Origin of the sequence: Rhizobium sp. FY34, from assembly GCF_005222845.1 — a bacterium.
In the GTDB taxonomy this organism is placed as follows: domain Bacteria; phylum Pseudomonadota; class Alphaproteobacteria; order Rhizobiales; family Rhizobiaceae; genus Neorhizobium.
Map to the genome: position 1 here is coordinate 63,353 of NZ_STFZ01000011.1, position 24,908 is coordinate 88,260.

At 60.0% G+C, this 24,908-nt stretch carries 26 protein-coding genes; 14 read left to right on the plus strand and 12 right to left on the minus strand.

Annotation, left to right across the window (positions count from 1 at the left end):
• Positions 1-59 precede the first annotated feature (59 nt).
• Entirely contained in the window at positions 60-770 is a 711-nt protein-coding gene (locus E8M77_RS07445; protein WP_137130001.1) for a GntR family transcriptional regulator, read from the minus strand.
• 200 nt (positions 771-970) lie between these two features.
• Here E8M77_RS07445 and E8M77_RS07450 point away from each other — a divergent pair, with 200 nt between their 5' ends.
• The 12 genes from E8M77_RS07450 to E8M77_RS07505 all read left to right on the plus strand — a co-directional run bounded on the left by E8M77_RS07450 (position 971) and on the right by E8M77_RS07505 (position 11,293).
• Positions 971-2,008 (plus strand): extracellular solute-binding protein, encoded by a 1,038-nt coding sequence (locus E8M77_RS07450; RefSeq protein WP_137130002.1) that lies wholly within the window; start codon positions 971-973, stop codon positions 2,006-2,008.
• On the plus strand, positions 2,008-3,081 hold the full coding sequence (locus E8M77_RS07455; RefSeq protein ID WP_137130003.1) for an ABC transporter ATP-binding protein: 1,074 nt from the start codon (positions 2,008-2,010) through the stop codon (positions 3,079-3,081). Before E8M77_RS07450 ends, E8M77_RS07455 begins: the two co-directional genes overlap by 1 nt.
• A complete protein-coding gene (locus tag E8M77_RS07460) occupies positions 3,078-3,941 on the plus strand; it encodes an ABC transporter permease (protein ID WP_137130004.1) in 864 nt (287 codons plus the stop codon). Before E8M77_RS07455 ends, E8M77_RS07460 begins: the two co-directional genes overlap by 4 nt.
• Positions 3,938-4,735: an ABC transporter permease gene (locus E8M77_RS07465; protein ID WP_137130005.1), complete on the plus strand. Its 798-nt coding sequence runs from the start codon at positions 3,938-3,940 to the stop codon at positions 4,733-4,735. The genes E8M77_RS07460 and E8M77_RS07465 overlap by 4 nt, the downstream gene beginning before the upstream one ends.
• Before the next feature lie 4 nt (positions 4,736-4,739).
• Entirely contained in the window at positions 4,740-5,648 is a 909-nt protein-coding gene (locus tag E8M77_RS07470) for a polysaccharide deacetylase family protein (protein WP_246659167.1), read from the plus strand.
• Positions 5,645-6,313 (plus strand): aspartate/glutamate racemase family protein, encoded by a 669-nt coding sequence (locus tag E8M77_RS07475; protein ID WP_281408177.1) that lies wholly within the window; start codon positions 5,645-5,647, stop codon positions 6,311-6,313. Before E8M77_RS07470 ends, E8M77_RS07475 begins: the two co-directional genes overlap by 4 nt.
• 174 nt (positions 6,314-6,487) lie before the next feature.
• Positions 6,488-7,231, plus strand: a complete 744-nt coding sequence (locus E8M77_RS07480) for a FadR/GntR family transcriptional regulator (RefSeq protein ID WP_137130007.1) — start codon at positions 6,488-6,490, stop codon at positions 7,229-7,231.
• A 65-nt stretch (positions 7,232-7,296) separates the two neighbouring features.
• Entirely contained in the window at positions 7,297-7,644 is a 348-nt protein-coding gene (locus E8M77_RS07485) for a cupin domain-containing protein (RefSeq protein ID WP_137130008.1), read from the plus strand.
• A 140-nt stretch (positions 7,645-7,784) separates the two neighbouring features.
• The gene (locus tag E8M77_RS07490; RefSeq protein ID WP_137130009.1) at positions 7,785-8,807 is read left to right on the plus strand and encodes an ABC transporter permease; all 1,023 of its coding nucleotides are present in this window, start codon (positions 7,785-7,787) and stop codon (positions 8,805-8,807) included.
• Positions 8,807-9,691 carry an ABC transporter permease gene (locus tag E8M77_RS07495; RefSeq protein WP_137130010.1) on the plus strand — a complete coding sequence of 295 codons (885 nt, stop codon included), beginning with the start codon at positions 8,807-8,809 and terminating at the stop codon, positions 9,689-9,691. Before E8M77_RS07490 ends, E8M77_RS07495 begins: the two co-directional genes overlap by 1 nt.
• Before the next feature lie 4 nt (positions 9,692-9,695).
• On the plus strand, positions 9,696-10,532 hold the full coding sequence (locus E8M77_RS07500; RefSeq protein ID WP_137130011.1) for an ABC transporter ATP-binding protein: 837 nt from the start codon (positions 9,696-9,698) through the stop codon (positions 10,530-10,532).
• On the plus strand, positions 10,532-11,293 hold the full coding sequence (locus E8M77_RS07505) for an ABC transporter ATP-binding protein (protein WP_137130012.1): 762 nt from the start codon (positions 10,532-10,534) through the stop codon (positions 11,291-11,293). The genes E8M77_RS07500 and E8M77_RS07505 overlap by 1 nt, the downstream gene beginning before the upstream one ends.
• 24 nt (positions 11,294-11,317) lie before the next feature.
• Here the strand turns inward: E8M77_RS07505 and E8M77_RS07510 are convergent, their stop codons facing one another.
• The 5 genes from E8M77_RS07510 to E8M77_RS07530 form a co-directional block, all read right to left on the minus strand.
• Positions 11,318-11,848 (minus strand): hypothetical protein, encoded by a 531-nt coding sequence (locus E8M77_RS07510; RefSeq protein WP_137130013.1) that lies wholly within the window; start codon positions 11,846-11,848, stop codon positions 11,318-11,320.
• Between the two features lie 155 nt (positions 11,849-12,003).
• Positions 12,004-13,602 carry an ABC transporter substrate-binding protein gene (locus E8M77_RS07515; RefSeq protein WP_137130014.1) on the minus strand — a complete coding sequence of 533 codons (1,599 nt, stop codon included), beginning with the start codon at positions 13,600-13,602 and terminating at the stop codon, positions 12,004-12,006.
• A gap of 81 nt (positions 13,603-13,683) precedes the next feature.
• Positions 13,684-14,313: an SGNH/GDSL hydrolase family protein gene (locus E8M77_RS07520; RefSeq protein ID WP_137130015.1), complete on the minus strand. Its 630-nt coding sequence runs from the start codon at positions 14,311-14,313 to the stop codon at positions 13,684-13,686.
• A 6-nt stretch (positions 14,314-14,319) separates the two neighbouring features.
• Positions 14,320-15,468, minus strand: coding sequence for a mandelate racemase family protein (locus E8M77_RS07525; RefSeq protein ID WP_137130016.1), 1,149 nt, complete (start codon positions 15,466-15,468; stop codon positions 14,320-14,322).
• Positions 15,469-15,699: 231 nt separating this feature from the next.
• The gene (locus E8M77_RS07530) at positions 15,700-15,963 is read right to left on the minus strand and encodes an oxidoreductase C-terminal domain-containing protein (RefSeq protein ID WP_281408183.1); all 264 of its coding nucleotides are present in this window, start codon (positions 15,961-15,963) and stop codon (positions 15,700-15,702) included.
• 262 nt (positions 15,964-16,225) lie between these two features.
• Between E8M77_RS07530 and E8M77_RS07535 the strand changes: the two genes are divergently transcribed.
• Positions 16,226-17,071, plus strand: a complete 846-nt coding sequence (locus E8M77_RS07535; protein ID WP_137130018.1) for a hypothetical protein — start codon at positions 16,226-16,228, stop codon at positions 17,069-17,071.
• A gap of 129 nt (positions 17,072-17,200) precedes the next feature.
• Here the strand turns inward: E8M77_RS07535 and E8M77_RS07540 are convergent, their stop codons facing one another.
• From E8M77_RS07540 to oiaX, 4 genes are read right to left on the minus strand one after another with little or no spacing between them, the layout of a single operon-like run.
• Positions 17,201-17,656, minus strand: a complete 456-nt coding sequence (locus E8M77_RS07540) for an RpiB/LacA/LacB family sugar-phosphate isomerase (protein ID WP_137130019.1) — start codon at positions 17,654-17,656, stop codon at positions 17,201-17,203.
• Between the two features lie 13 nt (positions 17,657-17,669).
• Positions 17,670-18,437, minus strand: coding sequence for a triose-phosphate isomerase (locus E8M77_RS07545; protein WP_137130020.1), 768 nt, complete (start codon positions 18,435-18,437; stop codon positions 17,670-17,672).
• Positions 18,434-19,786 (minus strand): four-carbon acid sugar kinase family protein, encoded by a 1,353-nt coding sequence (locus E8M77_RS07550; protein ID WP_137130021.1) that lies wholly within the window; start codon positions 19,784-19,786, stop codon positions 18,434-18,436. The genes E8M77_RS07545 and E8M77_RS07550 overlap by 4 nt, the downstream gene beginning before the upstream one ends.
• Before the next feature lie 3 nt (positions 19,787-19,789).
• Complete coding sequence (gene oiaX / locus E8M77_RS07555) at positions 19,790-21,046, minus strand: 3-oxo-isoapionate-4-phosphate decarboxylase OiaX (protein WP_137130022.1); 1,257 nt, start codon at positions 21,044-21,046, stop codon at positions 19,790-19,792.
• Between the two features lie 148 nt (positions 21,047-21,194).
• Between oiaX and E8M77_RS07560 the strand changes: the two genes are divergently transcribed.
• Entirely contained in the window at positions 21,195-21,911 is a 717-nt protein-coding gene (locus E8M77_RS07560) for a transcriptional regulator NanR (RefSeq protein ID WP_137130023.1), read from the plus strand.
• 7 nt (positions 21,912-21,918) lie between these two features.
• Here the strand turns inward: E8M77_RS07560 and E8M77_RS07565 are convergent, their stop codons facing one another.
• Both E8M77_RS07565 and E8M77_RS07570 read right to left on the minus strand, forming a co-directional pair.
• On the minus strand, positions 21,919-23,877 hold the full coding sequence (locus E8M77_RS07565; protein ID WP_137130024.1) for a hypothetical protein: 1,959 nt from the start codon (positions 23,875-23,877) through the stop codon (positions 21,919-21,921).
• Entirely contained in the window at positions 23,874-24,908 is a 1,035-nt protein-coding gene (locus tag E8M77_RS07570; RefSeq protein WP_137130025.1) for a Gfo/Idh/MocA family oxidoreductase, read from the minus strand. Before E8M77_RS07570 ends, E8M77_RS07565 begins: the two co-directional genes overlap by 4 nt.

Sequence of the window (24,908 nt, forward strand, 5' to 3'; positions counted from 1 at the left end):
TTACGGCGCAATCCCGCCCCACAACCGTTTCTGCCCCGCCACACCGCGACCGCAACCAGTTACGGTTCAGGCACTCGAAGTGGCGTGAACAGCGAGGCCAGATCCGGTTTCTCGACCTCCGGCTTTTTCAGCCTCAACCGGCTCTCGATATGGCGAAAGTGCTCGGCGGAGAGCGAAATAGCTTTGTCGACATTGTTTGAAGCCAGCGCCTCGACAATGGCGGCATGCTCGTGCACGCCGCAAATGGAATCCGCGGCAGACTCGTAGACAGACACCATGATGGAGGAGCGCGTCAGGAGATTGCGCAGAAAGGCGGAGATCTCCGCATTGCCGAGCGCATCGGCAAGGAGCAGATGAAACTCTCCAGACAACCGAACGGAACTGGCGCGATCACGCTCCATCGCGGCCCTCTGCTCCCAGCCGATATGCGTTTCCAGACGCTGCAGAAGGTCTGCGTCGAGCCTTCCGGCAAGCGCGTGGAGAATGCCGGCTTCCAGCACCCGATGAGCCTGATAGACAGCGCGCACATCCTCAAGCGACGGCTCGGGAACGCGAACGCCGCGATTGGGGATTGCCTCCAGCCGCCGTTCGGCGACCAACCGATGCAAGACCTTGCGGATGCGCTCGCGCGAAACGCCAAACACCTCTGCAAGCGGCGTTTCGGCCAGCTTGGTCCCCGCCTCGATACGGCCCTCGAGGATTGCGGTCAGAACGGCTTTATAGACCGCTTCATCGGTTTCAGGATCGCCTTTGCCAGGCCTCGGCATCATTCCGTCGCTCATGAAAACATATATTGCAAATTAAATGTGCACAGTCACGCGATAATAATGTGCACATTAAAAGCGTGAGATTCAAACCGCAATTTCCAACCTTTTGATTTTACGGGATTAATATAAATGTGCACATTTGGCACGCCACTTGCAATGCATGGACTTGTAGTCAGTTCCTCACGTCACCGGAGATATCGACCATGTACAAGACCAGCATTCATCGTCGCAGCCTTCTGAAAGCCGGTGGCGCGCTTGTCGTCGCCTCGCTCAGTGCACCATCCATCCTGCGCGCCCAGACCAAGGAAATCGTTATCGGCGGCCCGGCAGGCGCTGCCAAATATTTCACGGAATCCGTCTTTCCGCTGCTCAAGCAAAAGCTTGGCGTGACGGTCCTTTACGAGGGCTCAAATTCGGCAACCAACCTGCAGAAGATGCAGGCCGATAGCGCCGCGCCGAAATTCTCCGTGGTCGTGATGGACGATCCGATCATGATCAAAGCGGCGGATGGCGGTCTGCTCATGCCGATCTCCACGAGCGGCGTGCCCAACCTTGGCAAATTGGTCGCCGGTGCGGTTCACCGCGACGGCATGTGGGCAAACTACCAGCGCCCCTGGGCTGGCATCGCCTACAACACCAAATCAGGCGCGCCAAAGGCCTGGGCCGATATGTGGGACAAGGCCCGTGCCGGCAAGATCATCATCCCCTCGATCCAGAATACCGAAGGTTTCTGGAACCTTCTGATTGCCGCGCATCTGGAAACCGGGAAACCCTTTGCAGAAGCGCAATACGAGATCGACGCAGGCTTCAAGAAGCTGAAAAGCCTCGTTCCCAATCTCCTCAACGTCTATACCAACGCGCCACAGGCCATGAACCTGCTGGAACAGGGCGAAGCGCAGATGATTGGCGGTCAGTTCTCCGCCTACACGCTTACCCGTAAGGCCGAAGGCGCACCGGTCGATTTGCGGATTCCCGCCGAAGGCGGCTTCGCCATGCCCTCGGGCATAGCCAAGGTAAAAGGCGGACCAGCGCCCGAACTTGCCGACGCGGTCATCGATGCATTCCTCGGCACCGAAATCCAGGCGGTCCTGGCCGCCAAGGCCGTGGTCGCGCCGACCAATACCGATGCCGCAATCCCCGCCGGTTATCCTGACCCGGCATCGCTGTTTGCACCGGACTGGGCATTCGTTGCCAAGGAACGCGGCAAGTGGGCTGAACGCTGGACGACGGAACTGCTCTGATGACCGCACCGGATGCTGGACTGCACCTTTCGATCTCCAACGTGTCCAAGCGCTTCGGCGCAACGACGGTCCTGGAGGATATCCATCTCGGCATGGCAAAGGGAGAACTCGTAACGCTGCTTGGACCTTCGGGTTGTGGCAAGACCACACTGTTGCGCGTCGTTGCGGGCCTGACGCATCCGGACACGGGAAGGGTCGAACTGGCGGGACGCGATATCACGCGCGCCCCGCCCTATAAACGCAATGTCGGCGTCGTATTCCAGAGCTATGCCCTGTTTCCACATCTCGACGTGGCGGGCAATGTCGGCTTTGGCCTGAAACTTCGCGGCCTGCCGAAAGCCGATATTGCTTCGGCGGTACATCGGGCGCTGTCGCTGGTGCATCTGGAGCGCTATGCGGATCGCCCCATCCGGGCGCTTTCGGGCGGCCAGCAGCAGCGGGTGGCGCTAGCGCGCGCCATTGCCGTCGAACCGAGCGTCATCCTTTTCGACGAAGCCCTGTCGGCACTCGACCGCAAGCTTCGCGAGGCGATGCAAAGCGAGCTTCGCCATCTACTGACGCAGATCGGTGCGACCGCGATTTTCGTGACGCATGACCAGGAAGAAGCGCTGACCATGTCAGACCGCGTGGCGGTGATGTACAAGGGGCGCATAGACCAGCTCGCCGATCCGCGCACGCTCTACGACCAGCCGGCCACCGCATTCGCCCTCTCCTTCGTCGGCCAGTCGCTGAGCCTTAAGGGGAAAGTCGTATCATCGGACGCGGACGGCTCGGTCGTGGAAACCTCCGCCGGCCCATTGCGTGTTCCACGCCGATTCCTGCGCGGCTCCAGTGTCATTGTCGCGACGCGGCCTGAGCACGTGACGCTCACCGCCGGCGACAACACGCTGACGGGCACTGTCGTCGGCGCTACGTTCCAGGGCTCACGCAGCTTGGTGGAAATCGATGCGGCAGGCACGCGCTTGACCGCAGAGATGCCCGGTCGCTGCACCTTGCCCGAGCGCGGCGAGACGGTGATCTTCAGTTGGCCGCTCTCGGAAACTCTGTCATTTTCAGGGGAGGAGCACGCATGACCGAAGCCATGCCTGCCCCGCCCAAACTATCGGATCCGGAACGGCGGACGGCCTTCCTGCTGTCGCTCCCCGCAGCCATGATCCTGCTCATCATGTTCATCCTGCCGCTTGGCCTGCTGCTCGGCGTCAGTTTCACCGGGCCGGAGGGGTTTTCGCTGGCTGCCTACCAGCGTCTGCTGACTACTCCGCATTATCTGTCCGTTATCTGGAACTCGTTGAAACTGGCCCTGGTGACCACCGCGCTGACCTTTCTCATTGGCTATCCTGCAAGCTTTGCCATCGCACGGGCCAGAGGCGGCTGGCGCAGCCTGATGCTTGGCTGCCTGTTCTTGCCGCTGGCGGCCAGCGTCATCGTCAAGGCCTTCGCCTGGACCATCCTCCTGCGCTCGGACGGCATCATCAACTCAACGCTGATGCTTCTCGGCATTATCGACGAACCAGTCCGAATGATCTTTACGCAAACCGCGCTGATTGTCGGCAGCGCCAATGTGTTCCTGCCATTCATGATCCTGCCGATCTTTGCCGTCGTCGCACAGCTCGATCCGCGCCTGGGCGAGGCAGCGGCCATGCTTGGGGCCAACCCGGCGGTCGCTTTCCTGAAAGTCACCTTGCCGGTCACCATGCCCGGCATCATTGCCGGCGTGGCGCTGGTCTTCTCGCTGTCCGTCTCGGCCTATGTCGTTCCAACGCTGCTGATCGGCGAACGCTATCCTACGCTCGCAGCCACCATCGCCAAGGCCTACCTGCTCACCCAACAGCCTGCCTTCGGCGCAGCCGCCGGCGTGGTGCTGCTCTCCATCGCCATTGCCGTGGTCATTCTCTCCAGCCGCTTCGGTCGCTCCAGCGGAGGCCTGTCATGAAACAGCTTGCAATCATCGTCTCATGGGCCGCGGCGGTCTTCGCCTGCCTGTTCCTGCTTGCTCCTCTGGTGGTGATCGCCGCCGCCAGCTTCTCGCCAACCCCAGTGTTCGATCTACCCACCGGCGGCGCTTCGCTGCGGTGGTATAGTCGGATCGGGACGCTGGACGGCTTTTGGCCGGCGCTATGGCTCTCGGTTGAGATTGCCGTACTTTCGACGCTGATATCGCTGGTCGTCGGAACGCTTGCGGCAATCGCCATCACGCGCGGCAAATTGCCGGGATCAGAAATCCTCGCGGCCGCGCTCGTCTCGCCGCTCATGATGCCGGGTCTGGTGCTCGGCATCGGCCTTCTGCAATATTACCGCAGCGTCGGCTTTACGGCCAGCTGGTCGGGGCTTCTGCTGGCCCATCTGGTCATTACCCTTCCCTATGTGGCGCGCACCATGATCGCCGGGCTGTCCCGCTTCGATTTCACACTGATCGAGGCGGGCCTGACGCTCGGCTGCACCTGGCCGCAAAGCATAGTGCGCGTGATGATACCGGCACTGGCGCCGTCCTTCCTGATCGCCAGCCTGTTCAGCTTCCTGGCCTCTTTCGACAACTATCCGGTATCGATTTTCCTGACCGATGTGCGCACCAAAACTCTGCCCATCAAGATGCTGCAATATATCGAGGAGGCGCCTGACCCCACCATTGCCGCCCTCTCCACCATCATCCTTGCCGGAACCGTGGCGCTACTTCTGATCGCCGACCGGGCCGTCGGGCTCTCGAGAATGGCCGGAACGGCAGAGTGACCTCATGACCATGTATCCTACCAACAAACCCGCCTCCCGCGACTTTCTCGGCTATGCGGGCCACCCCGCCAATCCGAAATGGCCTTCAGGTGCCAGGCTTGCCGTCTCCTTCGTCCTCAATTTCGAGGAAGGCGCAGAATATTCCATACGCGACGGCGATGACCGCAACGAGGCCGTCTACGAGGTGACAGACCGGCGGGATGGCCCCGATCCGTGTATCGACAGCCATTTCGAATACGGCACGCGCGCCGCCTGGTGGCGGATCATGGATCTGTTCGACCGTTATGATTTTCCCATCACCGTCAGCGCCTGCGGAAAGGCCGTTGAACGGCTACCAACACTGGCACGCGATGCCGTCAAGCGCGGGCACGAACTCTCGGCCCATGGCTGGCGTTGGGAAAGCCATGCGGGCATGGATGAGGCAACCGAGCGGGAGGTCATTGCCAAAACCGTCGAAGCCATCCGCACGGCGACGGGACAACGTCCAGTCGGCTGGCACACACGCTCGGCATCATCACCCAACACCCGCCGCCTGCTGGTCGAAGAAGGTGGCTTCCTCTATGACAGCGACGCCTATAATGACGATATTCCCTATGACCTGACGGTCGATGGAAAACGTCATATCGTGCTGCCCTATGCCTTCGACACCAACGACATGCACTATTTCCATACGCAGCGGTTTTCCGGAAACGACTTCGCCGACTATGTGAACAATGCTGCCGACTGGCTGCACGGTGAAGGCGGAAAGATGCTGTCGGTGGGATTGCATTTGCGGATGATCGGCCGACCCGGCCGGATGGGCGCGCTGGCGAAAATTCTCGATCACATCGCGGCGAAAGACAATGTCTGGGTCGCGCGGCGCGCCGATATAGCCCGCCACTGGCGCGATGTGCACAGCGAACCAGTGCTATGATACCCCGGTTGCTCATTGCCAATCCGAACACCACGCAGTCCATCACGGAGCGAATGATGAGCGTCGCGGGCGTAGTTGCCGGCGACCGTGCCACAATCATAGGCGCGACGGCACCCTTCGGCGCCCCTGCTCTCGAATGCCAGGCACATTTGCAGACGGCGGAACTGGCTGTCCTGTCCATGATCGATGCCCATCAGGATTGCGATGGCGTGGTCATCGCCGCCTTCGGTGATCCCGGCCTCGAACGGGCGAGAGGCGCCGGCAAAATGCCTGTCGCGGGTCTTGGAGAAGCCGGCATTCTGGCGGCCAGCAACACTGGTCGGCGCTTTGCCATCATAACGATAGGGCCAGCCATGGCGGAATCCATTCTTCAGAAGGTCGAAGCCATGAGCCGGCGCCCACAGCTTGCCCATGTCGAATTTCTGGACGGTGGCATTCTCGATATCGCCGCGGATCCACACCGCTTTCGAGGCCAGATTCTGGAAAAGGTGACCCAGGCCAGACTGCTGTGGTGCGCCGATGCCGTTCTCCTGGGCGGGGCGCCGTTTTCCGGTCTCTCACCATCTCTTGCACCAGAGGCAGATCTGCCTCTGTTCGATGGGCTGACCTGCGCCGTGTCGCAATTGATCGATTTATTTCCAAAACTTGGAACGCAATTCAGCTGAACAATTCGCCTCCGCCCTGCCCAATGGGAGATCATTGTTCAGCGATTGACGCGTGGGACTGGCTTGCCGTCGATGATTGCTGATCCACAATACCGCAACATGCCGAACAACCTCTTGCAGGCCCCAAGGAAGTCGGTAAACTTGGCAGACAGGTAGCAACATTGCGGGGAATGAATGGCGAGCGAGGCCCAAGCAAAGGTCCAACAGGGGCGGTCTCTGGCCTCCAAGATCAGCACAGCGTTGCGCCAGGATCTCGTATCGGGTGTGTTTCGTCCTGGTGATCGCCTGCCAAGCGAAAGCGCATTGACCCGTGAATACTCCGTCAGCCGCACGGTCGTGCGGGAGGCCATCGCCATCCTGCGTGCCGATGGCCTGGTCGAGGCAAAAAAAGGTGCCGGCGTCTTTGCTCTGGAAATTCGCCGTGAGCCAGAACGACCGTTCAACGATCTGGCGACACAACGTATTTCCTCCGTCATCGAACTATTGGAATTGCGCACTGTGTTTGAGGTGGAATCTGCGGCCCTGGCAGCACTTCGGCGCTCTGCCACGCAGATCGAGGAGATATTGGAAGCGCACCGCATCGTCCGGCAATGCCTCGAGGAGGGCGCACCGACGCGCGACGCGGATTTCAACCTGCATCTCGCCATCGCGGAGGCCACGCAAAACCGGCGCTTTCCAGAGTTCCTGCAGCTGATCCGCACCGGCATCATTCCGCGCGGCGACCTTCAGGGGGAAGCACCGGGGTCGCGACCAAAGGATTACAATCTCCATCTCCAGGAGGAGCACGGCCTCATCGTCGATGCCATTATCGAGGGCGATGCCGAAGCTGCACGCACCCATATGAAGGCGCATCTGCGCGGCGGCCTCGAGCGCTACAAGGCGCTTCTGCGATCGCAGCGAAAGCCGCAGCAGGCGTAAACGGAAGCTTGTCAGATAGCTTTTCAGGCATGTACGATAGGAAATCACCTTGCTGAGGAGTTTCCATGTCACTGCCCAATTATCCCACCGCCTATCCTGATGCCGGCGTAACGCGCCGCGTCCTTGCAGACAGCCCTGCCCTGATGGTGGTGTCGTTCAGGTTCGAAGCCGGCGCCGAAGGCAAGCTGCACAGCCACCCGCATGTGCAATCAACCTATGTTGCAAGTGGCCAGTTTGAGTTTTATCGAGGTGAAGAGACCCATCACTTGAAGGCCGGCGATAGCCTTGTCATCCCTGGCGGGGTCGAGCATGGCTGCCGCTGCCTGGAAAACGGCGAGTTAATCGACAATTTCACCCCCCGGCGCGATGACTTCCTGGCGCCGCCTGCAACGCCGTCCTCCGCAATGACCTGAGAGCCTATGCGAACAGCCGACGTGGCCAAAGGCCTGTAGCCAGGCTTGACAGCGCCCCAAGCCTGTGACAGGTTACCGATAGTTGTCAGACAGGAAAGGAGCCTGTCTCCGCCTGCGAGCGGTCGATGTTGGGAGGATCTATGTTATTCAGTCGCCTGCGTCTTGCCGGTGTCGCCGGCCAGCTTGGCAGTATCGCCGTCACACTTCTCGGTCTGTTGATGCTCACCTTCTTCATCGGTCGGCTGATGCCGGCCGATCCGGTGCGAGCCATTGTCGGTGAAGATGCCACCCGCGAGACCTACGAACAGGTCTATACCTCGCTTGGTCTCGACCGACCGCTTTACGAACAGTTCATCTACTATCTCGGCGATGTGATGACGGGTGATTTCGGCACATCCATCCGTACCGGCCAGCCGGTGATCGAGGATATTCTACAGGTCATGCCGGCCACCATCGAACTGGCCACCTTCGCCATCATCATTGGTGCCGTGCTCGGCGTGTCCATGGGTGTGCTGGCGGCAGTCAACAAGGATCGCTGGCCGGATCACATCGTACGGGTCTTCAGTCTGTTTGGCCATTCCATGCCGATCTTCTGGACCGGCATGATTGCGCTCATCATTTTCTATGCGCATCTGGGGCTTGTCGGCGGCAGTGGGCGCATGGACCAGTTCTATATCGGTCTCGTCGACGATCGAACCGGCTTTCTGCTGATCGACAGCCTGCTGGCCGGCGAGACGGACGTGTTCTGGTCCGCCCTCAACCACCTGATCCTGCCGGCAGCCCTGCTCGGCTATTCGTCCTCGGCCTACATTACGCGCATGACGCGCAGCTTCATGCTCGACCAACTGGGCCAGGAATATGTGACCACTGCACGCGTCAAGGGCCTGTCGCAGCGCCAGACCATCTGGCTGCATGCCTTCGGCAATATCCGCGTCCAGCTGGTGACCATCATCGCGCTGGCCTATGGCTCGCTTCTGGAAGGCGCCGTTCTCATTGAAACCGTGTTTGCCTGGCCGGGCTTCGGACAATATCTGACGAGCAACCTGATCATCGGCGACATGAATGCCGTGATGACCTGCGTGCTCATCGTCGGCGTCATCTTTATCGGGCTCAACCTCCTGTCCGATATCCTCTATCGCATCTTTGATCCCAGGACACGCTGATGACCACCGTTCCGCAACGCCGCAGCCTGCCGGGCTTCCTGATCGCGCTCAAGAACATCGTCGCCTTCCTATTGCGAAGCCCGACATCCACATTCGGACTGGCCGTGCTTGCCCTTCTCATCCTGACTGCCATCCTTGCGCCGTTCATTGCAACGCACGATCCTTACGTTCAGGCGCTCGGCAATGTGTTGCAGCCACCGGGCGCAGACCATCTGTTCGGCACGGATGAACTCGGCCGCGATATCTTCAGCCGGCTTGTCTATGGCGCTCGCATCACGCTGACGATCATCTTCCTGGTCTCCATCATCGTTGGACCGATCGGGCTCATCATCGGCACCTCCGCCGGCTATCTGGGCGGAAAGTTCGATACGGTAATGATGCGCATCACCGACATCTTCCTGTCCTTTCCGAGCCTCATCCTGTCGCTTGCCTTCGTGGCAGCGCTTGGCCCAAGCCTCAACAACGCGATCATAGCGATCGCGCTCACCTCATGGCCGCCGATTGCGCGTCTGGCCCGCGCGGAAGCCATGACCTTCCGCAATGCCGATTATATTGCAGCGGCGCGCCTGCAGGGTGCTTCGACAAGCCGGATCATCATCAAGTCGATCATGCCGATGTGCCTGCCTTCAGTGTTGATCCGCCTGACCCTCAACATGGCAACCGTCATCCTCACAGCTGCAGGCCTGGGCTTTCTGGGTCTCGGCGCCCAGCCCCCGATGCCGGAATGGGGCGCCATGATCGCAACCGGCAGGCGCTACATGCTGGACAGCTGGTGGCTGGTCACCTTTCCGGGCATCTCAATCCTGTCCGTCAGCCTGGCCTTCAATCTTCTGGGCGATGGCCTGCGTGACGCCCTTGATCCCAAGCAGATGAACCGGAGGTAAGTCGATGGACAAGACCATACTCGATGTCCAGAACCTGCGCATCCGCTACGCTGGATCACCAACGGAAGCAGTACGCGGCGTCTCCTTCACGCTCGGGCGTGAACGGCTGGGCATCGTTGGGGAATCCGGCTCTGGGAAATCGACTGTCGGGCGGGCACTGCTCCGGCTGCTGCCGGGAGCAAGCATCACTGCCGACAGGTTGCGTTTCGAGGATCTCGACCTCTTGGCCCTGAAGGAAAGAGAGATGCTGAAGGTTCGCGGCCGTCGCATGTCGATGATCCTGCAAGATCCAAAATTCTCGCTCAATCCCATCCGCCGCGTCGGTGACCAGGTAGCGGAAACCTATCTACGGCACTTCAAGTGCAGTCGCCGCGAGGCACATGACAAGACGATCGCGATGCTGGAGGCGGTGAAAATCCGCGATGCCGAGCGGGTCTTCAAGCAGTATCCGCACGAGATTTCCGGTGGCATGGGCCAGCGCGTGATGATCGCCATGATGCTGTTGGCGGATCCCGATCTGGTGATTGCCGATGAGCCCACATCCGCCCTCGATGTCACGGTGCGCCTGCAGGTTCTGACCATTCTCGACAGTCTCGTGCGCGACCGCGGTATCGGCCTGATCATGATCAGCCACGACCTCAACCTGGTGCGCAATTTCTGTGATCGGGTGCTGATCATGTATGCCGGCAACGTGGTCGAAACTCTGAAGGCCAGCGAGCTCGACCAGGCCCAACACCCCTACACCCAGGGTCTTCTGGCCGCACAGCCGCGCATTGGCGGCCCACGCCAGCCGCTCGCCGTGCTCGACCGCAAACCCGAATGGCTGAAGGAGCAAGCCTGATGTCCGTATCTGTCGAGATCCGTGATCTGTACATCGCCTTCGGCAGCGGTCCCGCCGCCGTAAAGGTCTTGCCGGGCGTATCTTTCAAAGTCAAAGCCGGCGAGTGCTTTGGGTTAGTTGGAGAATCGGGATCGGGCAAGTCAACAGTGCTGCGCTGCATCTCCCTGCTGACGGACTTCTGGAAGGGCGAGGTACTGATCGACGGGCGCTCGGTCCGCGATTTGGCCCTGATCGAACGCTGCCGCATGCTGCAGATGGTGTTTCAGGACCCGTACGGATCGCTGCATCCACGCCAGTCCGTCCGCACGGTCCTGCATGAACCGCTGGTCATTCACGGACTGGGTGATCGCGAGGAGCGAATGCAGCGGGCCATCACCGATGTCGGCCTGCCCGTCGAGTTCCTCGATCGATTTCCGCACCAGCTGTCCGGCGGCCAGCGTCAGCGCGTGGCCATCGCCCGCGCCCTGATCCTGGAGCCCTCCCTGCTGCTTCTCGACGAGCCCACCTCCGCGCTCGACGTCTCGGTGCAGGCGGAAATTCTAAACCTGCTACAGCGCCTGCGCGATGAGCGCGGCTTCACCTATATCATGGTGACGCATGATCTGGCTGTGGTCGATCACATGTGTGACCGCTTTGCGGTCATGCTGCGGGGTGAGGTGACCGAAATCCTGCCGCATGAGGCGATTGCCGTGAACGGCGCCACGCATCCTTATGCCCGCGAGCTGATCGGCGCCTCGCTGGACTATGAGGGTATTCGCTGAACCGCTTGCCGGCCTGCCGGCGGTTCAAGCACCATTGGCTGCAAAGGGTTCGAGTTCCTGATCGAAGGGAACCGCGACAACGTTGTTAAAGACGGCTGTCGCCAGCATGATACCTCCCAAAGCAACGAGATCGACCAGAATCTTGGCATCGTAACGGGCCTTGAGATCAGCCCAGATCTCGGGCGGGATGGCGCGGGAATCGCGCACGATCGCCCGGCCGAACCGATCCATGAGGCTGTCCACGTCGCGCAGGTCCAACGCATCCGGATCAGCGCCGGAGAGCGTGATGGCACGGCGGAAGAAGGTTACGGCAATCCTGGAACCAGCTTCCTCAGAGATGGCGCGGCAGAACACATGGATAGCACGATCATCGACATGCGGCAGCAATTCCGCCCGAAGCGTGAACCATTCCGCATAGATACGATGGGCCTGCGGCGAATGGAGAAGCGTCCGCTTCATGTTCGTCATGCGACCACGCAGACGCAGCTCCTCGTCATGAGCCGCACGAATGGCCTGCGATGCGCTATCATAATCGATCATCGGAATGTTCGGCATTGCAGATCCTGCCTGTTGCGTCGGCAGACAGACTAATATCTCCGACACTCGCCGCAATGCAATCGCGACAGACCAGGCTGCGTATCAACAGTAAAAGGGACGCATGTCGCCACGCGTCCCTCTCGAAAACCGCCAGGGAGGAGGTAACCGGCGGCCTATCTGGTCTTTGTCACACCCTCGAAACGCGAGAGCCATGGGCTAACGATCATGCCTCCGACGTCGCTCCGGAATGCTGCGGTATCGACCACTTCCGAGAAAGGCTGAATGGGCATGACAAGCTCGTCCATATAGGTCTGAACCTCTTCATAGAGCTTGGTCTGTGTGGCGGGATCACGCTCCACAAGCGCGGTCTCGATCTTCTTGTTCAGTTTCTCGTCGTAGAAACTGGTGCGCCAGCTCTGGTAGTTGGTCAGCTTTGCCTCATCCGAATTGTTCGGATTGTAAGCCATGGAGCGCAGATTGTTGTCCGGATGCGGCTGCTGGCCGCCACCGCCACGCCCCACCAGAAGCTCGAACTTGCGCTCGCGCATCGCGCCATAGATCTGGTCGCCCGAACCGCTGATCAGATTGGCCTTGATGCCAGCCTGGGCAAGTGTGTTCTGGATGGCGGTCGCGGCTTTCAGGAAGGGGTCTTCGGACAGGACACGCAGCGTCGTCTCAAAGCCGTTGGGAAAACCTGCCTCGGCCAGCAGCACCTTGGCCTTTGCGACATCCAGCGTATAGGCCTGGTCCGGCAGCGACCCCATGACGCCGCTGCTGAGCGAACGCTGGTGCAACTTTCCATAGAAAGGCATTACCGCCTCATCCACCCCCTTGTAATCGATAAGATAACGCAGCGCCTCGCGCACCTTCTTGTTGGCGAAACGCTCGTCCTTCATCGAGACGGCCAGATAGTAGAAACCGGAACCCGGCACGGACTCGATGGAGATCTGCTTGTTCGTCTCCAGCGCCTTCAGGTCCGGCGCCTGCAGCGAATAGGCGACGTCGATATCACCCTTCTCGATCATCAGACGCTGGGACTGCGATTCCGGCAAATGCCGCATCAGCACGCGGCGCATGGCGGGCTTTTTGCCCCAGTATTCGTCGTTTCGGGTGAGAATAATGAAATCGTTGGATTTCCACTGCGTGAGCGTGAAAGGACCGGATCCCGCAGAATTGTTGGTCAGCCACGCTCCACCCAGATCGCCGTCCTTTTCGTTCTTCAACGCGGTCTTGCTGTCGATGATCGAGCCTGGGCCATTCTGCGCCAGGATCATCATCAAGAGTTTGGGGTCATCCGCACCTGGAAGATTGAGGACGAAGGTATGCTCATCTTCAGCGACGAAATGCGTATCGGCGGATTCCAGCTTGAAACCGCGCGTCTTCAGAAAAGAGGATTGCGCCAGATTGCGCACCAGCAGGCGCTTCAGGCTCCAGGCGACATCCTGCGCCGTGACCGGATTGCCCGAGGCAAACTTGGCATCCTTGCGCAGATGGAAGCGGATGGACTTGCGGTCCTCGGCAATCTCCCATTTTTCCGCAAGCCTCGGCTGGAGATTGCGATCCTGCGGTGAGAGCATGACCAGCGTATCGTAGACATTGTTCAACACCTGCACCGTTTCGCGGCCGGTGATGGCAGCCGGATCGAGCGTCAGGATATTGCTCATGGTGGTGGCCACCACCAACTGGTCTTTCGGTGTTTCTGCAAACACGGCCTGTGGTGAGATGCCCGCAAGGAGCGCGGCAAAGGCTGCAGATATAAGAAGTTTCTTCATGCTTCCTCCCTTTCGGCCCCATTCATCATGGCGGCCTGTCAACGCAATGATCCGGGCCCCCTCTCCTCGAGGAGCACCAAATCAGACAAAAATGCTGCGAACGGGTGCTGCAAGCGCCTGCCCGATAGAGCGGGTGGCTTCGCCGCTCAAGTGAACGCCATCGATGGGCGACGCATTGGCAACACTGCCTGCGTCGAAGAACGCGTGGCCCAGTTCTTCGGCAAGCGCCCGATAAAGCGGGGCGAGACGCTGAGATTCCGCAATCCTGCGACCCGCGGCCGGACTGCCGTTCGGGCCGGCCACGCAAGGGGGCGGTGCCACGATCAACAGTCTCGGGATTGCCGTCCTGGGTTTGTAGGGAAAAGTCTCGACGATCTGCGCCAGACGCCGCATGCCCGAGACAGCCGGCTCCGCCTGCCCGCCAAAAACCGGCTTCAGATCATTGGTACCGAGCATGATGATCACGAGATCGAGCGGCATATGACTTGCGAGCGCCACCTGAAGCGCCTTTGCCCCGTTGCGGCAGCTCGGGCCGGTATGTTCATCATAACAGGTGGTGCGTCCACCAAGGCCTTCACTGATGACGCGGACCTCACCGCCAAGCTCCCGTTCCAGAACATCCGGCCAGCGAAATTCTGTCGGATGCCGAAGGCCCGTTTCAGGATCCGCTCCCCAGGTCAGGCTGTCGCCAAAGGCAAGGATGGTCTTCATATCCGCTCACAGGATCCGGTTGTTCTCGATGAAGTCGAAATCGATATCCTCGCCCAGACCCGGCCGATCCGGCACATGCACATAGCCCTCCTCATCCATCGGATCGGACAGCGATTTCAAATAGTCGTGGCCGTCGTCATATTCGAGGAAGGGGTGCAGCAGGCCGCGCTCATACCAGCGGCAGTTCTTGGAAGCCGCCACGACATGCAGGTTCATCGCGGTATTGCCGTGCACCTCGCATTCCATACCGAAGCACTCGGCCATGCGCATCGTCTTCAGCGCCGGCGTGATGCCGCCCACATCATTGACGCCGGTGCGCAGGATGTCACAGGCTCCAGCCTTCACCCATTCCGCGCGATGCCAGTGCTTGCCAGCGGCACTTTCCGGCCCGACGACCGGGATATCGAGATTGTCGGCCAACCACTTGTAGGATGACATGGACTGCTCATCCATTGGCTCCTCAATCCAGTCAAAGCCGAGCTTTTCCAGACCGCGACCCAGTTCCAGCGCATCCGTGCGCGAATACCAGTGAAACGCATCGATCATCAGTCGAATGCCAGGGCCGACCGCCTCGCGCACCGCCGCACAGGCCTTGAGATCCATTTTCACATCTGGTGCCCAGCTGACCGGCGGCATCCAGGTGTGTAGCTTGATGCCCTTGTAACCGCGCTTCACCAGCGTTTCGGCAAATCGGCCATAATCCTCGGGGGTGGCAAGACCGCCTTCCAGCTCGTCGCCACACATGACCGAACCATAGGCCAGAACCTTGTCGCGATAGGCACCGATCAACTTGTAAACAGGTGTATTGAGCGTACGGCCCGCGAGATCCCAGAGCGCGCAATCCACGACGGCCAACGTGCGATCCGTCAGCTGTGCCGCAGAACCGCGCTGCCAGTGGGCCAGATCCTGCCACAGACGTTCACGATCGCGATAATCCTGACCGATCAGAACCTTTTTCACGAACTTGTCGATAACATGCGGACGGACGATTTCGGGAGCGGTAAAGGAATGACCTTCGTGACCGTCTTCGGTGCGGATCGTCAACAGCGCCTGTTCCACCTGATGCGGTGGGCCGGGATGGGCATGCCCTGCGCTATCCGAATGCCGGCGCGTGGTCGTGCGAAATTTACGCACGGAAACTTCAGTAATGATCATCGGTATTCCTGTTCACCAATCTTGGCCTAGATCGCCAACATGTCAGATAGATAAAAACACAAATTCGAAATTATGTCAAAGATGTATTACAGATTTTGAGAAGGCGCGGATTTCGATGCGCGAAACAATCAAATTTTGCGGGCAAACGGTTGAGACAGCAATCATTGCAAGTAGATAAAAGGGCTCTCCCGCTGGTGGGTCGGGTTCAACCTGCCGGACAGAAGAACGCCGTCAGGACACAAGCGACGCCTTCAACGGCACGCACGTATCAGAAAGGTGCAAAGCTGAAATCCGCGCCTCCTGCCCAAGCCACCGCCTTGCCAGAGCAAAATCGCACACGCAGCCCAGCGCCCAGACACCGACGAGGACATCACCGCGTAGATGAAAGGCCATGCGGTTCGTCGCTCCTGTCAGCCGTTCGACAATCTGATCTTCACCCGAGAGGTTGTCGGCCATCTGAAGCCTGCTACCGAACTGATCGGACCAGAACCACAGGGGTTCGCCGGGAGGCCGTTCTCATCTTTTCGCCGGGCTCACCAAGCATGACGTTGGTCAATTGTTGGATACCAGTCAGTCTGTGCATGCATCCCCTCATGCGGTGCGACAAAGCCAAAACAGCCCGACTTCAAAGTAGCAGTGGTACAAAGGAGAATATGAGCTATTGTTAAAATTCTACTGCCCGATGAGAGCAGAACAGCGGGTATCAACAGACTGTAGCTGCACGAACTCAGTGTGACACCAGAAAGGGAGTCAACGCATGGAGATCAGGCCAGTACTACCGGAAAACTATAATCAGCTTGCCGGACCAATCGAAGCCGACAGAGCGCTTTGGACAGATCTGGAGGAGACTATCGCCGTCATGCGGGAAATTGGCGGCCTGGTAATTCTCGCGGGGCTTCAGGACGTTGTCTGCTTGCGTCTTCTGCATCGACATCTCCGGATGGACGCAGGGTCAATGATGTTGGAATACGATACGCGCGCAGCAGGTAGCAGGGCGCTTGTCACAGCACGAACACAGCGGGATGAAGCCTCCGATTTCCTGCCAAACATGCTGGCAGTCACGGATTTCGGACTGGCAAGTGCCGAGTATTCAAGCAGATCCGTATTCACCAGACCCCAAAGAATCGCGGACATCCTTGAAGAGGGTTCGGTTCTTTCTGCAATTCGCAAGCTTATCATTGATGCCGAACTGCAATCTGTGCTGGCGATTGGATTTCGCAACAAGTTCTTCTTCGACGCCGGCGGTGCCGACTCAATCATGATCGAAGTGACAGACGAGGCCAAGGGCCAGAGCATAATCAGCTGGGAGCCGGATGACGACATCAGTGAGGTCATTCAGACGCTGTGGGGATTTGAGCAACGACTCGCCGGCCAGACTGATGATGACGAGGAAGAAACCCCAGAACCGTCAGGAGAAATCGGCTCCGGCACGCCCGCGATCCGCTGCGCCGTCCGTTGCTTCGTGGGCTGCCGGCAGATCGACGGCGCCCACAAGCCGACAGGACACGAAGCTCATCATCTTGGATTGCCCGAGAACAAGCCAAAGCCGAAACCAAAGCCGAAACCCGGCAACGCCTCGGACACACCGCCTCTCTGGGTATAGCTGCCATCCAATCAGCGCCAGTCAACCCACGCGATCGGCGAACCGTGTGGGCGCGGTCGAGTTCCCATGAGGTCTATCAACATGGAGTTTTCAGGCGGAGCCTTCGGCGCAATCCAGGCCAACTTCGTCTCAGCGAAGATGGTATTTTGCATCCACATCGTTGATCGCCTGCACATTCGATGCGGAGCGGCCGTTTTGATCAAACACCTGCGCCAGGAAAGCATCGGCAATGGTCTTGGCCAGTTCCGGACCGATGACGCGTGCACCCATGGTGATGATCTGCGCATTGTTGGAAAGCGCCGCCCGTTCCGCCGAATAGGTATCATGCGTCAGCGCGGCACGGATACCCGGTACCTTGTTGGCGGAAATGCACACGCCGATACCAGTGCCACAGACAAGGATGGCACGGTCATATGTGCCCGCCAGCACCTCATTGGCCACTCGGTCCGAAATATCGGCATAGAAAGCATCGGCACCGACTGGCGTGCGCGAGATATCCGACACGTCATGCTTTGCCTGCAGATGCTCTGCAAGGATCTTCGCCAAACCTTCTCCGGCGCTGTCACCGGCCACTGCAATCTTCATGATCTGCTCCTGCTCAGAAACTGGCGGCGCATCTGGCCAGAATGTCGAGATAGCCTTCGACATTCCAGGCAGAGCGCCCGATGAAAAGCCCGTCGACATGCGGGCAGGCAATTAACTCTTGGCAGTTTTGCGCATTGACCGAGCCCCCGTAGAGGCAGGGCACAGGGCGCCCGAGGACATCTTGCGCCACTGCAATGATTTCGGCCTGCCGGGCATCGGCATAATCCGAGCTTGCCGGAATGCCGTTGACGCCGATGGCCCAGACAGGCTCATAGGCCAGCAGGATTTCAGCCTGTTTCTCTGCGCCGGCAAGCTTGCCCAGCGCGCCGCGAACCTGCGTTTCGAGAACCTTGGCAGTACATCCTGCTTCCCGCTCAGCCAATGTCTCGCCAATACAGATCAGCGGGATGAGCCCGTGTCGCACCGCAGCCTCGACCTTCAACCCAATGGTTTCATCCGTCTCGCCGAAATGCGCCCGGCGTTCCGAATGGCCAAGCTCGACAATGTCGAGATGGCAATCTTTCAGCATCGGGGCCGAGATCTCACCCGTCCAGGCGCCGTCATCGGCCCAATGCATATTCTGCGCACCGACCTTCACGGATGTGTCCGCAAGCATCGCCTTCACTTCGCGCACGGTCGTGAAGGGCGGAATGACGAAGCGCTGGATGTGGGGATCACGTCCGGCATCGGCAGCCTTCAGGCCGGCCGCAAACGCTTGCGCCTCTGCCAGCGTCTTATTCATCTTCCAGCTGGTGCCGATCCACATATGCGGCGTGATCATGCGGCTGTTCCCGATCGTTCAATCATGTGCTTTTGATCAGTTGCGGAAAATCCTCCCGCCCGGATCATCGAGAAGTAATCGTCATTGCCCACCTGCCCGCCCTTCAGCGCGATCTGAAGCCCATCAACGGGGCCGCCATGCGCCACGCAGAGCGGCGAGCCGGGCGTCTGCGGCAAAGGCAATTTCAGAGTGAGTGCGGCAATGCCCATTTCACCCAGAGCATGGCTGGACGTGTCGCCACCGGCCACCACCGCGCGAGAAAGACCGGCACGCGACACGAGTTCCACCTGGATGCGACCAAGTGCCCGGCCCAGCCGATGGCGGGCAGTGCCGGATTGATCAAGCGCCGCCCCTCGGTCTGCCTCTGGTCCAAGGGCCGTATAGAGCACTACGCTTCGGCCGGCTTCTAGGGATGAAAGGCCGGCGCTAACGGCATCGGCGATCCGCGCCTCGCTTTCGTCACCGGAGAGCGCCACGGGATCAAGCGCCACGCCATCAAAGCCATCCGAAAGCGCATGGCGGATCTGCCGCTCCGTGGTGGGCGACACACTGCCGGACACCACCGCCAGGCGATCAACGGGACCGGGTGCCTCAAAGACAGGTTTCTCGCCGATCAGACCCGCAGCAAGCCAGGCCGGGATCAGCGCATATTCCACACCGGAGGAACCGCAGACGAAAGTACTGCCCGTCTGGCGCAACTGCTTCCACAGCAAGGATCCAGCCGCCTTTTGCGTTGCTGTATCGAGGACATCGATCAGCAGCATGTATGCCTTTTCCGGCTCCTCGCCCGCCATCAGCGCGACATTGTCCAGATGCGCTGCAGAAAGAGAAGTCTGATGCGCCAGATGGCGAAGGATATTGGCCTCCTTCATCGGCGTCACCGGATGGCGGGACATGACCGGATGCCGGTCAATGCGGTAGTTGCGGCCCTGATAGGCGGCGAATAATTCGCCAAACGCCGTGTAGCGGCGGATCTGCGGCGCACCGACAATGAGCGGCACGGTCTTTGCGCCAAATACCGCCCTGCCTATCTCGATGGCCCGGCCGATATTGCCCATCTCAACGGAGGAATCGAAGGTGGAGCAGACCTTATAGTGGCAAAGCTCGGCATTCAGCGTCTTCAGCCACTGGAAGCCTGTGCGCAGATGCGTCTCCATCCAGTTCGGTGACTGGCTGCGGCTGGTGCCGGCCAGACCATAGGCACGCGCGCCGGCAAAGCGCTGCATCAACGCCTCATCCGGCTCTTGCAGAAAAAGAACTGTCTCGATCCCGTGTGAGGCAAGCGCCTCCATCACATCGGTCGAACCGGTGAAATCATCGCCATAATAGGAAATCAGCGGACGCGTCATCGATTATGCCGCCTTGCCGTCAGAGAACTTGTCGATCGATTGGGCAAGTTCCACATAGTCCTTGGCGTAAACCGCAAGTGGAATGCCGGCGACCGCCGCTTCCCAGGCCTGACGAACCGCCCGCACCCCTGCGCCCGGACCGCCCGGATGGCTGACAATGCCGCCGCCGCAAAGATAGAGGAGGTCCGTCGAGCCGCCGGTCACGGCAATCGTATCCGGCGCCTGCCCTCCCCATTGGCCGGAGCCAATCACCGGCAGCACGACATCATCCGGCGAAAACATCGGCTTGGTCACCGCCTGATAGGACCGCGCAAAACTCTCGTCCGGCTCCCAGTATTTGACGCCAATACCGTTGATCTGGAACTGATCGACGCCGAGCAGGCGCCAGAACTGCTGCCAGACCGAGAACTCGAAGCCGAGCCCCTGGTGGCGCGTCAGGATATCCCAGCCATTGCGGTGCGCATGCAGCACAAGACCGGAACGCTTGCGCAGAAAGGACATGCCGCCAAAGCCGATGGACTGGATATTGACGACGGCGCAGTTGCCACCGGCAGCCAGAACCAGATCGTGATTGCGCATCATCTCATCCGGATCGGCATGGCTGATGCCGAAGGCATACATCACCTTCTTGCCGGTCTTCTGCTCGTGATCGAGAATACGCGGCATGATGGCAGCCACCCGCTCCTTCAGCGGAGAATAGGCGGGGCTCATCAGTTTCTCGTCGTCCTTGATGAAGTCGACGCCAGCATCGAGCAGTTCAGCGACCATCTCCGCCGTCTCATGTGGCCGAAGCCCGAGCGCCGGCTTGACGATGGTACCGATAATCGGCCGGCCCGTCACACCCGTCAGCGCAAGACTGCCGGAAACGCCGAACTGTGGGCCGAGATGGGCTACAGCAAATTCCGGCGGCAGTTGCATGTCGACAATGCGAATGCCGGTCATACCCTTGATCGAAAACACGCCGCCTATGGCTATCGTCATCAGCGCGGAAAGATCGACACCGACGGCATCCAGCGGAAACTCGATATCGACATCAGCGCGATTGAACTGCGTTGCGGTGCCAGCCTCGTCGGGAAACGAGGCCGAAGATGCAGGCGGCAGTGGACGCACAGCCGTGACACGGGCAGCGACACGCGCCTTCAGCGCCTCGGTCTCTCCCGGCAGAGCAACAAATGTCCCTGTGGACTGATCGCTGGCGATCTTGGCGCCCATGGCTTCAACGGAGCCCGGCGTTTCAATCCGATATGTCAAACGGATCACGTCTTCTCCCTCCGTGTTCCTGGGCTGACCTTGTGAAAGCTCATTAGCTGGTATAATGAGTATTTATGTGATTGCAAGCCACAGCACGAAAAAGTCGTTGCGCCAATGGCTTCAACTGCTATTCAGAAGCGTTGACATCAGGTGACCCATGAGCATCGTTTCCGAACCCATCCTGCGCAGGAAAATTGCTGACGAGGTTTTTGCCCGGCTCAAATTTCTGATCGAAAGTGGCGAGTTGCGCGCCGGCGATGAAATGCCGTCCGAGCGTGAGTTGATGGAACGCTATGGCGTCGGTCGTCCGGCGATCCGCGAGGCCATGCAGGCGCTGGCCAGCAAGGGCCTGGTGGAAATCTCCCAAGGAGAACGCGCCAAGGTGCTGCGCATCACTGCCGAATCCATCATCCGCCAGGTCGATCTTCCGGCAAAGCTGATGCTTTCGGGTTCTGCCGATACGCTGGAACACCTGAAGAGCGCGCGGATCTTCTTTGAACGCGGCATGATCCGCGAAGCCGCCGTGAAGGCAACCCCGGACCATATCGCCGAACTGGAAGCGCTACTTCAGCGCCAGGTGCAGAATCTCGGCGATGCCGATGCCTTCATCGAAGCCGATATGGAATTCCACCAATGCATTGCCAGGATCTCCGGCAATCCGATCTTTGTTGCCGTCAGCGGCGCCATGCTCGGCTGGCTAAAGGCCTATCATTCGGAAATGCTGATCTGGACGGGCCGCGAGAACTTCACCCTCACCGAGCACGAGGAAATCATCCGGGCGATTGAATCGCGCGATGCCGATGTTGCCGAACAGGCGATGATCAAGCATCTGGAACGCTCGCGCGCACTCTATGCCCTGAAGAACCGCAAATAGCCGCAGTTTACGCCGCCTCCCAGACGATCTTCACCACGGCATAGGGCATCAGCGAAAGCTGCGAGGCCGGAACATTGCGCTCCTCAAGGCCATGGGATGCAGCCGCAACCATGCTGGCCTCATCCAGCATCACCATGCTTGCCATGTCGGTGATGCCAAGATCTTGGCAATCGACCTTCAGCGTAGATCCCGTGACGTTGACCAGCATGAGAGCGCAGCGGCCATCATCGCACCGCCCACCAAAGGCCAGAAGATCGCGCGATGAGCCGGCCCTGACCGCGCGCGCCTTCCAGCCGGCCATAGAGGCGAGCAGTTCGATACTGCGCCCGATCGGCCGGATGGTTCCCTCCGGCACCGGTTCTTGCGGTCCGGCAAAGAGACCGAAGGGGCCGGTCAGCGCAGCAAGCGTCAACTGCTCCAGCCCTGCGCCAACAAAAGCGGCCGCAGACCCCACGGCGAAGGCTGCGCCGAACAGGCCATTGTGGCGCGGATCGCGGCTGGCCATGGCAATTCTCTCGCCGTTTGGATTGTCCATCGTGCGGCTGCCATAGGGGTTCTGGCGCATGGCAATGGTAGACGGCCCCATACGATAGGGCTTTTGCCCATAGATGGCCCTCACCGACGCTCCGATGAACGGCAGCGCCTCCAGCGTCTGCATGACGCTTGTGTCATCGGCGGCGTGCACGATAGGGTTGGTGGCATGGCTGATGAAATCGAGTGGCTCGGCGGGAACGCGCTTGCGGTTGATTTCCGTGAAATAGCTCAGCATACCGCCGCCCAGTTGAACGTCCGGAAAGGCGGCTCTTGCCGCCGCATAAACAGCCTCGAGCGCCGGGCAATCCGGCCAGCGACTGCCGGGCGGCGTCGATTGCCGATCAACAGAAGGCGACACCATGACCGCATCGAGCCGCAGACCGGCATCGGCCACAAAACGGGCGATTTCGCCGAGTTCCTCGGCAAGCGGACGTTGGCAGGGGAGCGCAATCTCCAGGCTGGTGGTGCTGGAAAATGACGCGGCAAGCGTTGCAAACGCCTGTATATCCGAGAAGCCATGGCCCGCTTCCGGGTCGAAATGCAAAAGCAGGCCTGTCGCGCCAAAAGCGCCGTAGGCCGCTAATGCCGCGCACGCTGACTTCGCCTCTTCTGGCGTTACCACAAGCCCAATTTCCGGCAAGCGTCCCAGATCCTCGCCCCAAGTGAGGTGAATGGGCTGGTCCGCATGGCTCTCAGCCGGCGGCACCTCTCCTCGCGTGTCGGTGACCGTCAAGGTAACGGCCTGCAAGACGGTCTGCCCCACGGCAATCTCATAGGGCCACGGCAAAGCCAGTGGTCTCACATAGGTCTTGTAGGAGGCATCCGACCAGTTTCTCTGGTCCTCCATCTCGAACGTGTCGCCCTCCATCCGGCATTGCGCGTCAACGCCTGGCATCACCTGATGGGTGAGCGCGCGAATGTCCTGAAACGGCTGCCATGGCTCGATCAGGAATGGCAGATCGGCATTTTGCAGCCGGCCATCGACGTGCTCGACGATGACCGGCGAACCCGCGAGACCGAGGATCGGATGCAACACGCAAAAGCCGCAGCGATTGGTTTCAAAGCCGGTCGGCGTCTCGGCCTCGGCGCGAAAGGTAAGGCCGCCATGTGCCGCAAGCGCAATCGAAACGCTGATCGACAGCAGGGTGGATTCTGGGCCGTGGCAGAGCGCGCGGTAGGAGACGCAGGTTATCTGCGCACCCTCTTCAATCGTCAGATCCGTGATCGCCGGACTGTAGGTGCCCCAGTCGCGGTCGCGCACCACAAAGGCGATGGCGCGCAACACCTCTATGCCGTCATAGGCAATCTTCCGAAGCCCACCGCCGACCAATTGCACGCTCATCCGCCCGGCGCCAAGCACCTGGACCTGTGGTTCCGCAACCCTTGTCCCGAAAAGCCTGAAGGCGCGATCTGTTGCAGGGTCATGGCTCATGCGAGCAACGTCCCGATCTCCACCACCTGGCCGGATGCCGCACTTTGATAGGCCGCTTCCACCAGCGCGAATGTCTTCAGGTTATCGGCACCGGATGTCGACGTCTCGGTTCCTGCCTTCAGTGCATCCACCCAGTGCTGCTGGATGAGGAGCACGCTTTCCTGGATATTGTGCCAAGGCCGTGAGGCGAAGGGCAAAAGTGCCGGCGATACATCGGTCGTGACCGTGCCATTGCCATTCGTAACCGTCAGGCCGTAGCCTTGCGTCAGGCGCAGAGTTCCCTCACTGCCATCCAGCTCGATCAGCGTTTCAGGAAAGGGCTCCGTCTGCAGGTGCGTGGCATAGCTCACATCGACGATGGAGGTCGCGCCGCTATCATGATCGAGAAGAATGGTTGCCACATCCTCGCCCTTGATCTTCGGGTTGATCCGCCTTGTCCGCGCCGTCAAAGATTGCACATCGCCGAGGATATAGCGGGCAATATCCAATGTATGGATGCCGAGATCCTCGATGATGAAGCGTGGTGCTTCGCCAAGATAGGGTTGGGCGGCAAACACATCGAAGCCGGAGCGGAAGGAAAACCGCCCCCAGAACGGCGTGCCGATAGCGCCGCCGTCCAGCACCTTGCGCACCGCCTGGATCGGCGTCTGCCAGCGGAAGTTCTCGTGGATCATCAGGGCAATGCCGGCCGCCTTTGTCACGGCCACCATGGCCTTGGCATCGACAAGGCTTGGCGCAAAGGGTTTCTGGCAAATGGCCGGAACCTTGTGGGCCGCCGCCATCTCCACCAGCGCGCGGTGGCTCTGCACGGTCGTTGCAATATCGACGAAATCAAAGCCGCCATCGGCAAACATCGCGGCTGCATCCGTGTAGCGGCGCGCAATGCCGAACTGGTCGCCCACGATCGCCAGGCGTTGCGGATCGCGATCACAGATGGCGACAATATCGGCGCCCTGCACATGCGCCCAGCAATGCATCTGGTTGACGGCGAAAAATCCGCACCCGATCAGGGCTCCAAGAAGCTCTGCCAT